At 63.5% G+C, this 13,526-nt stretch carries 4 protein-coding genes; 2 read left to right on the top strand and 2 right to left on the bottom strand.

Annotated elements, in window-relative coordinates; all coding sequences use genetic code 11:
- Positions 1-23: 23 nt before the first annotated feature.
- Complete coding sequence (locus EV560_RS07205; protein ID WP_131855055.1) at positions 24-1,370, bottom strand: Nramp family divalent metal transporter; 1,347 nt, start codon at positions 1,368-1,370, stop codon at positions 24-26.
- 237 nt (positions 1,371-1,607) lie between these two features.
- Here EV560_RS07205 and EV560_RS07200 point away from each other — a divergent pair, with 237 nt between their 5' ends.
- Complete coding sequence (locus tag EV560_RS07200; protein WP_131855054.1) at positions 1,608-2,294, top strand: response regulator; 687 nt, start codon at positions 1,608-1,610, stop codon at positions 2,292-2,294.
- A gap of 206 nt (positions 2,295-2,500) precedes the next feature.
- Here EV560_RS07200 and EV560_RS07195 read toward each other — a convergent pair whose 3' ends face one another.
- Complete coding sequence (locus EV560_RS07195; RefSeq protein WP_131855053.1) at positions 2,501-3,946, bottom strand: sensor histidine kinase; 1,446 nt, start codon at positions 3,944-3,946, stop codon at positions 2,501-2,503.
- Between the two features lie 544 nt (positions 3,947-4,490).
- On the opposite strand from EV560_RS07195, the gene EV560_RS36665 reads away from it, so the two are divergent.
- Positions 4,491-13,439 (top strand): peroxidase family protein, encoded by an 8,949-nt coding sequence (locus EV560_RS36665; RefSeq protein WP_131855052.1) that lies wholly within the window; start codon positions 4,491-4,493, stop codon positions 13,437-13,439.
- Positions 13,440-13,526 lie beyond the last annotated feature (87 nt).

Here is a 13,526-nt window from a genome sequence, read left to right as displayed (position 1 = left end):
GCCAGTGCGGAAGGCTGCCGGGATCATCGCGTTAGCATGCCCGCCAGGAGCGTCACGTTGAGGCTGATCAGCACGGCGGCAATGACCCCTGCCAGCCCCGTCAGCCAGAGCGGCGGCGCCAGGGGCCCCATCTTCTTGGGCGATGCCGTCAGCAGCACCAGCGGGGTCACCGCGAATGGCAATTGCAGAGCCAGGACGACTTGGCTCAGGATCAGCAGATCTGTGGTCCGCGTCGCGCCGTAGAATTGCAGCACGATCACGGCCGGCAGGATGGCGATGAGGCGGGTCGCCAGGCGACGGAGCCATGCCGGCAAACGGATCTCGATGAAGCCTTCCATCACGATCTGCCCGGCCATGGTCGCGGTCACGCTGGCATTCAGGCCGCAGCACAGGAGCGCAATCGCAAAGAGCGTCGGCGCCGCCGGACTGTTCAGCAGCGGCGTCATGATCTTGTAGGCCTGCTCCAGCTCGACGACCTGGGTCTGGCCGGCCGCATGGAAGGTCGCGGCAGCGACGATCAGCAGCGAGGCGTTGACGAGGAAGGCGAAGAGCAATGCCGCGCCGGAATCGAAACTCGCATAGCGCAGCGCCTCGCGCCGTTCGTGTTCGCCATGGCCGTAGGCGCGGGTCTGGACGATGCCCGAATGCAGATAGAGATTATGCGGCATCACCGTCGCGCCGATGATGCCGAGCGCCAGGTAGAGCATGTCCGGATCGGTCAGGATCGAGCGGCTCGGTGCAAAGCCTCCCACCACCTGACGCCAGTCCGGGCTGGCCATCGCCAGCTGGATCGCGAAGGAAATGGCGACCACTCCCAGCAGCGTGATGATGAAGGCCTCGATCGAGCGAATGCCCTTGTTCTGCAGCCAGAGCACGACGAAGACGTCGAGCGCTGTCAGCACCACGCCGATCTCGATCGGCAGGCCGAAGAGCAGGTTGAGCGCGATCGCGGTTCCCAACACCTCGGCGAGGTCGGTCGCGCAGATCGCGAGCTCGGCCAGGACCCAAAGGGGTATGCTGACCCAGGACGGATAGGCATCCCGGCAGGCTTGGGCGAGATCGCGCCCGGTCGCGATCGCGAGCCGGGCACAAAGCGCCTGCAGCACGATCGCCATGACATTCGACAGCAGGGCGACGAAGAGCAGCGCATAGCCGAAGCGCGATCCGCCAGCGACGGCCGTCGCCCAGTTTCCGGGGTCCATATAGCCCACGGCGACAAGGTAGCCCGGGCCCAGGAACGCCAGGAACTTGCGCCACGAGCTTGCCCCCGCCACCACCGGCACCGAGGCGAAGGCCTCGACGAGCGAAGGCTCGCGCGGCGTGCGCTGCCAACCGATTTTTCTCGGTCGATGGTCAATGTCCACTGTCATGGAGGCGGCCGCTCTTGGTACTGCGACACGTCAAGGTGATGCACCAACAACCACGCATGTCAATTATCCCGAATAGCAAATCGACCGACGTTATTGGTGATTGCCGCAAGTGTGCTGCCGCGTGCAACACTGTGTAACAACGGCTGAAATTTTAGATGTTAACCCTTTGTTCACCATCGTATTTACAGCCGGCAGTAATTAGGTCAGCATCAAAAGAATTTATAGGAGGGGGGCTGAATGGCAAAAATATCCATTGCCGTCGTCGACGACCACCCGCTGCTGATGGAAGGGCTTGCCGCTTTGATGCAGCGCAAGCCGGGGTTTTCGTTGACTGCGGCCGGTGCTGCGGCAAGCGATATCTATGCGATTACCGCCAAGCATCGCCCTGATGCGATGATCGTCGATCTCAATATGCCCGGAGACGCATTCCAGGCGATCGCCGATGCTGCAAGAGCGGCGCCGGAGATGAAGATCGTCGTCTTTACCGCGTCGACCAACACGGATCACGCCATTCATGCGCTGGAAGCGGGCGCGAAAGCTTACGTCCTAAAGGGCAGCCCCGCCGATGAACTGATCGAAGCGATCGAAACCGCGTGCCGCGGCGAGATCTACATCACCGCCTGCTTCGCCGCCAAGGTGATCAGTGCCTTGCAGAACAAGGCGCAGGAGAAGAAGGCCGCCCAGGGTGCGAAGCTCAGCGTCCGCGAGGACCAGATCGTCAGGCTGCTGCTGTGCGGCAAGCAGAACCGGGAGATCGCACGGGCCTTGTCGCTCAGCGAGAAGACCGTGAAGGGCTACATGACCCATCTCATGCAGAAGCTGAATGCGCGCAACCGGCTGGAAGTCGTGATCGCGGCGCAGAAGCTCAATCCCGCCGCATTCGAGGGCACGCGCGCCGTCCCCCGCGTACAGAGGCCGAGCTAGCGCACTTCTGTGCTTCTTCAAACCGCGAAAATTATCTAAGTCTTTGTTTTATCGAATTTGCTTTGCACGAACCGGTGCTCGCTTCGCTCGAAAATGCCCTGGATCATCGGACCGGATATCGAATCCAGTCCGATGATCCCGCTTCTTGTTTTCGCATCGGCTTTTCAGAAAACTGCAATCCACTTCTCGGGCCGATGCGCTAGCGGCTACGAGCGCAGCGGCAAGGTCGCACGAATCTCGGTGCCGCCATGCGGCGATCTGGCGATCGCCAGGTTGCCGCGCAACGCCTTGATGCGACTCTCCATACCCCGCAATCCAAGCTTGGCCCGGCTCGCCGGGGAGCCGGGCTGACGCGTCGAAGCCCCGCCGCTATCGGCCACGACGATTTCGAGCATCTTGCCGTCGATGCGGGCCGATACACGCTGCCCATGACCTCCGGCATGCTTGTAGGAATTGTTGAGGGCCTCCTGAACGACCCGGTAAGCGCAGACGCGGATGGCGCGCGGAACGTGCTCGGGCAAATCCCCGAGCGCGCGCAGGACCAAGGTTCCGGTCTGGTGCTCGTGCCGTGTGATCGCGAGGTCGATCGTGTCCCTGGCGGGCAGGTCCTCGACCTCTGGTAGAACGAGGCCGACGGACAGGTTGCGCAGGTCCGCCAGGGTCTGCTGGATCAGGGGCTCGAGATCCTTCCGGATGGTCTTGGCCAGCTCGTCGGGCGGCATCACTTGCGGCCCGCTATCGGGCAACTTGAGCATCATCAGGCTGAGGATCTGGATCGGTCCGTCATGGATGTCCGCGCCGATGCTCGCGAGATAGGCCTCGTTCAGGACGGTGGCATTCAGCCGGGCGCGATCGGCCGCGCGGCGCAAGGCGTTGTTGCGCTTCGCCAGCGCGGCGGCTCGGGCGAAATTGGATTCCAGCAGCTCCTGCTGCATGCTGATCGTCCTGCTGGTCTTCCTTGCGATGACGTGCAGCAGGACGATGATGATCACCGCGACATTGAAGATAAGGAACCAGGTCGCGTATTTGACGTCCCTGATTTCCTTCTGCAGGAACCGGTCGAATTCGTAGAATTCTCCGACCGCGATGATGTTCCTGGTCTTGAGATTGTAGATCGGCGCGTAGATCTCGATCAGCTTGGGCGACAGGTTCTGTGATTTCAGCTCCTCGACGTGATCATCCGTGTCGGAATCGACGACGACCTGTCCGGCCTTGATGCGCTCGAGATAGCCGGAATGAAGCTTTTCATGGGAATCCGATCGATTGGTGCTGAACACCAGATTACCGTCGAGATCCCAGATCTTGATGATGGCGACGCGGGCGCCGAGGCTGGTATTGAACAGCAGGTCCTCGATCTCGGCCTGGTTTGCGGCGGGCAGGCTGCGCGACGTCTCGAGCGCCTGGACGTGATGGGCCAGGAAACCCTCGAGATAGAGGGCACCCGTCTCCGCCATTCCCTGGATCCAGCCGCTGCGAATGCGCTTTTCGACCCAATAGCCCAGCGTCGCCATCGACAGCCCGACCGTCAGGGTCGCGGTGATCAGGAATTTGCGCTCCAGGCTGAGCGCGCGCCATTGCCTCAGGACGGCATTCGACTTGGTCGACCAGAACCCGGCCTTCTGGGCGCCCGGAGGTGGCGATGCTGAGACCACGTCTTGTTCGGTCTTTCTGCGCGCTGCGGTACTCATCTCTGAATCACTTTGACGCATAGATACTGCCGATCAGCCAATTCGGGTCGTCAGCTCGGCCGTTCCGGGCTCATTCGGGAACGCTGTCGACAACTAATCAAACTCCTCCGGTCGTTCGCCCGAACTCTCTGTAACGGCGTTATTGTCGCATCCTTCGGCGTTATCGCATTTTGAACTTATCCGGCTGGCGCGGATTCGTCGTCGTATCGTGTTTGCGATGCAGCATACGGCTCAAGCGCGAGAATCGTATCTGGCTGAAACTAAGAGCCAAACGTCGTCCCTCCAATAGGGACCAAAGTCTCAAACTTTGGCTGGACTTTCCGATCTACCAACCAACGCGCCGTCGATTGATGATCCACACGGTGGGATCAGAAATGCCGCATCATGTCTGCTCGGGTTGATCTGGGTTGTTCAAGATCAGTTCCGAGTGATTTGCGTAGAGACGAATACTTAAAAATCAATTTGCGCTGATTTGCGCTTGGCTCTCTGCAATCTTGGAGCAAATACGATGGTCACCTACATCCGCAGCGACTTGGACTTCATCCTCGCGCAGATCAAGATTGCGGAGGCGCATTCCGCTGGCCAGCCTTTGTTCGGCGCCGGCGGGCTGGTGCCCGCCTATAACGTGGCCTGGGGGCTGCGGACGGTCGACGGCTCCTATAATCACCTCCTGCCCGGCCAGGAAACGTGGGGCGCTGCCGGCGCCGAGTTTCCCGAGCTGATCCCCCCGGTCTACCGGCCGGCGGATGGCACGCCGTTCGATCCCGATGGTCCGATGGGTCCGGCTCCCTCGATGCCGACGGCGCCGAACTACAACCCCTCGAATAATCCCAATTCGCTCGTCTTCGACTCGAGCCTGCGCACGATCTCGAACCTGCTCGTCGACCAGACGCTCGGCAATCCGGCCGCGATCCTGACCGCGCTCGAGCGCGCCGGTTCCGCCAGCCCGATGACCGACCTGCCGGCAGTGACGGCGATCTACCAGGCGTTCAAGCCGGCCTGGGACGCCGAATACCAGGCGCGGGTCGTGATGCAGAACGCCAAGACCGCGGCCGATGCGCTCGGCGATGGCGATCCCGGGACGCCTCCGACCCCGGAAGAACAGGCCGCGCTTGATGCCCTCGCGGCGGCCACCAGCGCGCATGCCGCCACGGTGACCGCTCTGGACGCCGCCCGCGTGGTGCGCGATGCGGCTCTGGAGCCCTTCGGCATCGCGATGCAGGGCGACAACGTCCATCTTCCCGCCGTCGCGCCGGATGAAGGCCTCTCGGCGCCGTTCAACTCGTGGTTCACATTGTTCGGCCAGTTCTTCGATCACGGCCTCGACCTGATCAACAAGGGCGGCAGCGGCACGGTCTTCATCCCGCTGCAGCCTGACGATCCGCTCTATGTCGAGGGCAGCCACACCAATTTCATGGTGCTGACCCGCGCCACGGTTTCGGCGGGTCCCGACAATGTCATGGGCACCGCCGACGACGTGCGGCCGGTCAACACCACCACGGCCTATGTCGATCAGAACCAGACCTATGCCTCGCACGCGTCGCACCAGGTCTTCCTGCGCCAATATGCCTTCAATGCGGCGGGGGACCCGGTCGCGACCGGCAAGCTGATCGAGGGCGCCAATGGCGGCATGGCCACCTGGGGCGAAGTCAAGCTTCAGGCCAAGACGCTGCTCGGCATCAACCTGACCGATGCCGATGTCGGCGCCGTGCCGCTGCTGCGGACCGATCCCTACGGCAACTTCATCCCCGGCACGAATGGCTTCCCGCAGGTGATCATCGGCATCGGCGCCGACGGGATTCCCAACACCGCCGACGACGTCGTGATCGAAGGCGATCCGACCGCCAATGGCGGTCTGGGCATCTCCACGACCAACGCCCTGCGCACGGCCAGCGCCTTCCTGGCCGATATCGCCCATGAGGCCGTGCCGATCGGCAAGATCGCCGATGGCGACATCACCATCGGCCTGGGCAATCCCGGCAACGGCGACACCGAATACGACAACGAGCTGCTCGACGCCCACTTCATCGCCGGCGACGGCCGCGTCAACGAGAATATCGGCCTGACCGCCGTCCACCACGTCTTCCATGCCGAGCACAACCGTCTCGTCCAGCACACCAAGGACACGGTGCTGGCGAGCAACGACCTCGCCTTCATCAACGAGTGGCTCGAAGTCGACCTGGCCGCGCTCCCGACGCCGGCGCAGGTCGCGACGCTGGTCTGGGATGGCGAGCGGCTGTTCCAGGCGGCCAAGTTCGGCACCGAGATGCAGTACCAGCACCTCGTGTTCGAGGAATTCGCCCGCAAGGTCCAGCCCAATATCAACGTGTTCCTGGTGCCTGACGGCTTCGACACGACGATCGACCCGTCGATCGTCGCCGAGTTCGCCCATGTGGTCTATCGCTTCGGCCACTCCATGCTGACCGAGTCGATCGACCGCTTCGATCCCTCGTTCAACGCGGACCATATCGGCCTGATCGAGGGCTTCCTCAACCCGCTCGCCTTCGACGGCGGCGATAGCGGCATCGCCCATTCGATCACCGACGACGTCGCTGCCGGCGCGATCATCCGCGGCATGACGCGGCAGGTCGGCAACGAGATCGACGAGTTCGTCACGACTGCGCTGCGCAACAACCTGCTCGGCCTGCCGCTCGACCTCGCCACGATCAACCTCGCCCGCGGCCGGGACACCGGCGTGCCCTCGCTCAACGCGGCGCGGCGCACCTTCTATGAGGCGACCAACGAGGACGTGCTGCTCAAGCCCTATGAGAGCTGGGCCGATTTCGCCGGGCATCTCAAGCACGAGGCATCGATCATCAACTTCATCGCGGCTTACGGCACCCATGCTGCGATCACCAGCGCGACCACTCTCGAAGCCAAGCGCGACGCAGCCCTGGCCCTCATCATCGGCGACGGCAACGATGCGGATGGCGTGACCATTGCCGGCGTGACCTATACCGATCGGTTCGACTTCCTGAACGCCACTGGCGCCTATGCCGGCGGCGTGCGTGGCGGTCTCGAGAATGTCGATCTCTGGATCGGCGGCCTCGCCGAGGAGATCATGCCCTTCGGAGGCATGCTCGGCTCGACCTTCAACTTCGTCTTCGAAGTGCAGATGGAGAAGCTGCAGAACGGCGACCGCTTCTACTACCTGCAGCGCCTCGACGGCCTGCATCTCTTCGGCGAGATGGAGAACAACTCCTTCGCCGCGATGATCATGCGCAATACCGACGCGACGCATCTGCCGTCCGACGTGTTCTCGACGCCCGGCCTGATCCTCGAGGTCGACCGCACCAAGCAATACAATCCCGGCCTCGGCGAGGATGCCGGCGCCGACGGCATCCTGGAGGACGATCCCCTCACGACGGCGGTCGACGAGAGCGCCGATAATCGCGGCCTCGACCCGCTCGGCACGAGCCTGCTGACGCCGCTCGTCATTCGCGACAACCCCGCAACTCCGGGCGTCGACACCAACTATCTCCGCTACACCGGCGGCGACCACGTCGTCCTCGGCGGCACCGAGGCTAACGATACGCTCATCGCGGGCATCGGCGACGACACGCTGTTCGGTGATGGCGGCAACGATCTGCTCGAAGGTGGTTTCGGCAACGACATCATCAATGGCGGTGACGGCGACGACATCATCAAGGACAGCGGCGGCGACGACAACATCAAGGCCGGCAGGGGCAATGACGTCGTCCATGCCGGACCGGGCCTCGACCTGGTCATGGGCAATGACGGCCACGACTTCATCTTCCTCGGCACCGACATGGGCTCGGAAGTCTTTGCCGGCACCGGCAACGACTACATCTACGGCAACAAGAACGCCGAGCGCATCCTCGGAAACGAGGGCAATGACTGGATCGAGACCGGCACCTTCGACGGCGCTCCCGGCGACAATTTCGACGAGGTCTTCGCCCAGGACGGCATCGACGGGCACGACGTGTTCCTCGGCGATGGCGGCTTCGACGAGTTCATCGCTGAAGGCGGCGACGACATCATGGTCGGCAGCGCCGGCCGCGGCAAAATGGCCGGCATGTCCGGCTTCGACTGGGCGACCTATAAAGACAACACCATGGGGGTGGATGCCGACTTCACCCGCGGCATCGTCTTCGACGAGAACCCCACGCCGCCGGCGAACGGCACGCTCGACGCCTATGAGTCGGTCGAGGGTCTGTCAGGCTCGCGCTTCAACGACGTCCTGACGGGCTCGGACGTTACGGCGGCAGAGCGTCTGCCCTTCGCCCAGGGCGGCTCGGAAGGCTATCGCGGCAGCCAGCTGACCAAGGAGGGCCTTGCCCTGATCGCCGGCCTTCGCGAGGTGCTCGGTCTCAGCGAGGCGCAGGTCAACGCGCTCGCGGCCAACGCGGTCGTCTACAATGCCGGCGAGATCATCCTCGGCGGCGACGGCAGCGACGTGATCATGGGCCGCGGCGGCGATGACATCATCGACGGCGACAAATGGCTCGATGTGAACATCGCGGTCATGTCGGGCATCGGCCCCGATGGCGGCGTCGGCACCGTGCTCGAGGTGCACAAGTCGATGACGACGCTGGCCGCCAAGATGTTCAACGGGACCTATAATCCCGGCCAGCTCAGGATCATCCGCGACATCAAGACCGATACGACGACGGGCGATATCGATACGGCGAAGTATCAGGGCCTGCGCTCCGACTACACCTTCAGTGCGACCGCCGATGGCCAGGTCACCGTCACCGATGTCACCGAGCTCAATCTCGACGGCTCGGACAAGCTGCGCAACATCGAGAGGCTGGAGTTCAGCAACGGCTCGCTCGGCATCATCGTCGGCACGCCGGGCAATGACGTTCCCTTGAACGGCACGGCGGGCGATGACCTGATCCTCGGCCTTGCCGGCGCCGATACGCTGAACGGCCTGGCAGGGAACGACATCCTGGTGGGCGGCCCCGGCGTGAACACCGCGACCTACGTCGATAACTTCAACACGGCCAGCCTGGGCAATTCGAACGGCACCGCGGCTTGGGATCCTGACTGGGTCGAGACCGGTGACAGTGGTGGTACGACGAGCGGCCAGATCCGTATCGACAACGGCAATGACGTGCTGCAGTTCATCGGCGGCACGCCCGCGGGGAGCTTCGACGGTGCACAGATCCAGCGCACCGTGAACCTTGCCGGAGCGACCGCAGCCACCCTGACCTACTCGATCGTCGAGACCGGGCTGGATCTGGGCGACGACACGGTCACCGTGTTCTTCTCACGCGACGGGACCACCTTCGTTCAGGTCGATCTGATCAACGATGCGACGAACACTGTCCCGCTCCGTACGATCGACCTGTCCCTGTTCGGGACCGGCCCGTTCACGGCAAATGCTGCCATTCGTTTCGTCGCGTCCAGCCTCGAAGCCGGTGATAGCGTCAACATCGATACCTTGACGATCAACTTCACCAACCCGGCGCTCAACACCGGCGTGGATACCCTTAACGGCGGTCTCGGCGATGACACCTATGCCTTCGCCCTCGGCGACGGCAATGACGTCATCAACGAACTCGCCAATGAAGGCGCGCAGGATCGCATCTCGATCCTGGCGCCGGCCACCGGGGTCGATATCGACGGGCTTCCGATCCTGACGCTGAACAGCCTGTCGATGGCTGACGACGACACCGACAACAACGATGGCAGCCTTGTCATCACGTACGGGCTGCCGAACGGCGCCCAGACGGTGACCCAGCAGATCACAGTCAACAACCACTTCGACGGCACCAACGCCCAGAGCGGCGTCGAGCGCATCAATTTCAACGGCGCGGTCTATGCCGGCTACCTGCTTGGTACCGAGGACTATCTGATCAGCCGCGACGACGGCGGAGCAGACCTCTCTGCCTCGATCGCGAACAACGTGATCGTCGGTGAGAGCACCGGTGACACCATCATCGGCGGTGCCGGAAACGACCTGATCTTCGGGGCTGCCGGCGACAACACCCTCACCGGTGGTGATGGTGACGACCTGATCGTCGGTGGTGCGGGCGCTGGCGACGACGACGTCATCGACGGCGGCCTCGGAGCCGACACCATGGTCGGTGGCGGCGGCAACGACGATTATATCGTGGACGATCTCCTCGACGTGGTCGTCGAGGCGGCTGGTGCGGGTACCGATGAAGTCTTCACGGAGCTGGCCGCGCTCTCGATCGAGCTCATGGCGAATGTCGAGAACCTGACCTATACCGGCATCGATGCCGACCAGTTCGTCGGCACCGGCAATGCCGGCAATAACGTCATCTCCGGCGGCGATCTCGCCGATACGCTGAGTGGCCTCGCCGGCAACGACACGCTGCAAGGCGGGCTCGGTGCGGACACCATGATCGGCGGCGACGGCAACGACATCTACGAGGTCGACGAAGCCGGCGACATCGTGACCGAGGCGAATGCGGATCTCGTCACCGGCGGCACCGATCGTGTCGAATCCGACGTCGACTACACGCTGGGCGCCAATCTCGAGAATCTGGACCTCAACGGCACTGCTGTCAGGGGCACCGGCAACATCCTCAACAACGTCATCAACGGCAATGGCCAGGCCAACCAGCTGTTCGGCGCCGGTGGCAATGACACGCTCAACGGCGATGACGGCAACGACCTGCTCGATGGCGGCGACGGCAACGACACGATCAGTGGAGGCGACGACAACGACACCATCATCGGCGGCGCCGGCAACGACACCATCGATGTCGGCGGGGGCTTCAACACCATCGTCTACAACGCGCCCGGCTTCGGTGCCGACACGATCAACAGCTTCGACAGCGCCGGCGGCACGCCGGCGACACAGGACCGCATCGACCTGAGCGGGCTCGGAGTCACGGCGGCGAATTTTAACAACCGCGTCTTCGAATCCGCCTCCGGTGCCAACAACACCCTCATCACCATCCGGGAGAACGGACCGGCCTCGGCCATCCAGGGCACGATCCTGATCAATGGCAGCAATACCGGGGCCATCGACATCTCGGACTTCACCCTGGCGGCCGCAGCTCCGACCAGCACGATCACCGGGACCAACGCCGCCAACACCCTCAACGGGGTGGGGACCACCTCCGAGACGATCAACGCGCTCGGCGGCAACGACACCGTCAACGCGAATGGCGGCAACGACGTGGTCAATGGCGGCGAGGGCGCGGACACGCTCAATGGCGGCGACGGCAACGACACGCTGAGCGGTGGCACTGGCATCGCCACTGCGAATTATGTCGACAATTTCGAAGCTGCGAGCCAGGGCAACTCCAACGGCACGAACAATTGGGGTCCCGACTGGGTCGAGAGCGGCGACAGCGGTGGCACGACCACCGGGCAGATCCGCATCGATGCGGGCAACAACAATGTCCTGCAGTTCATCGGCGGAAACGGCGGCGACTTCAACGGGGCGCAAATCCAGCGCAGCGTGGACCTCGCCGGTGCGACCGCGGCCACTCTCAACTATTCGATCGTCGAAACCGGACTCGATGCGGGCGATGACACGATCACCGTGTTCTTCTCCCGTGACGGTGTGAACTTTGTCCAGGTCGACCTGATCAACGACGGGACGAATACGGTCCCCAATCGCTCGATCGACCTCAGCCTGTTTGGCACCGGTCCGTTCACAGCCAATGCCGCGGTGCGCTTCGTGGCCTCGAGCCTCGAAACCGGCGACAGCGTCAATATCGACGCTCTCACCATCAATGCCACCGGCAGCTTCGGTGCCGACACCGTCAATGGCGATGCCGGTGACGACACGATCATCTGGAATGCCAATGCGGCGGCTCCGACCGATGGTCGCGACATCGTCAATGGCGGTACGGAAGGCGCTGTCGGCGACACCTTCGTGATCAACGGCAATGCCTCGGCCGAGGCCTACACGATCTACACCAGGGCGGCGTGGCTGGCGGTCGCCGGCAACACCGCGGCGAGCCTCAATGCGGCAACCGAAATCGTCGTCACCCGCAACGGCAGCGACAACGCCTCGGTCATCGCCGAGCTCACGGAGATCGAGGAGATCCGGATCAACGGTGTTGATCCCTCGGGAGCCGGCGGCACGATCGGCGGCGACACCTTCACCGTCGTGGGCGATTTCTCCACCACCAGCCTGCGCCTGAACACCATCACGATCGATGGCCAGGCGGGCGACGACACGGTGAACATCTCGGCCCTGAGCTCTGCGCACCGCATCGTCTTCCGCTCGAATGGCGGCAACGACACGATCGTCGGCACCTTGCGGCCGCAGGACGTGATCGAGCTGCCCGATGGCGCGGTGCCGGAGGATTACGAGGTCACGACCGACGAGAACGGCGTGACCACCATGACGAGCCCGAGCCACAGCATCTGCTTCACCAGCGAAGGCGGCATGCCGCAATTCGGCTCCGGCGATCATGAGGATGACGAGGACGAGGACGACGAAGATCCCGGTCATGACGACGATGATGACGAGGACGACGATGATCATCACGGCGGCGACGATGACGATGATGACGACGATCATCATGGCCATGACGACGATGACGACGATTGCGGCTGCGACGACGAGGACGGCCCCGGCGATCCGGCGCCCAACCCGTCGACGGGCAGCCTGAGGGTCGGCACGGCCCAGGCCGATGTCCTGCTCGGCACGAGCGAAGCCAACGACATGATCGGCCTGGCCGGTGATGACGTGATCATCGGCGGCGATGGCGAGGACAATATCTCCGCCGGCGAGGGCAACGACTTCGTCAATGCCGGCGAGGGCTTCGACATCGTCCAGGCCGGGGCTGGCGACGACGTGGTCTTCGGTGGCTCTGGCGGCGACGTGATCGACGGCGAGGCCGGCGACGACCGGATCTTTGGCGAGAGCGGCGACGACCTGATCACCGCCGGTGCCGGCAACGACACGGTGATCGCCGGCTCGGGCAACGACCTGATCACCGGCGCGGTGGGTGACGGCGACGACACCTATTTCGGCGATGACAGCGATGGCGGGACCGGCATCGATACGCTCGACCTGTCGGCGATCACGGCGAACCTCACCGTCGATCTCGGCAACGGCCTGCTCGGACGCGGCAGCGCTTCCAGCGCGCAGAGCGGCACGGACACGCTGTGGAGCATCGAGAATGTCGCGACCGGCTCGGGCAGCGACACGATCACCGCCAGCAAGGCCGTCAACGTGATGGAGGGCGGCGCCGGCGACGACACCTTCCGCTTCCTCAGCGCCGAGGGCGCGGATGGCGACACGATCCTCGATTTCGAACCGGGCGACCGGCTCGATCTCAGCGGCATCGATGCCGATAGCTCGCAGGCAGGCAACCAGAGCTTCACCCTGGTGAACGGGCCGATCACCGGCGCCGGCCAGGTGGCTGTCACCTACGAGATGCGCGTGGATGGCGAGTACACGATCATCAGCGGCAGCACCGATGCGAATACCGACGATGAGTTCCGCATCGATCTGAAGGGCAGCCACAGCTTGAGCGGCGGCAACTTCAACCTCTGAGGCTGAGGCCTTCCGGGGAGCGGTCAGCGATGGCCGCTCCCCAATTCGCCCTCATCAATCGGTGCACAAGCTTCTGACAGGTTGCGA

Origin of the sequence: Allobosea sp. BK604, from assembly GCF_004341515.1 — a bacterium.
Taxonomy (GTDB): Bacteria; Pseudomonadota; Alphaproteobacteria; order Rhizobiales; family Beijerinckiaceae; genus Allobosea.
The sequence above is the reverse complement of the archived record's forward strand: the minus strand, read 5'-3'. Positions and strand labels throughout refer to the sequence as shown.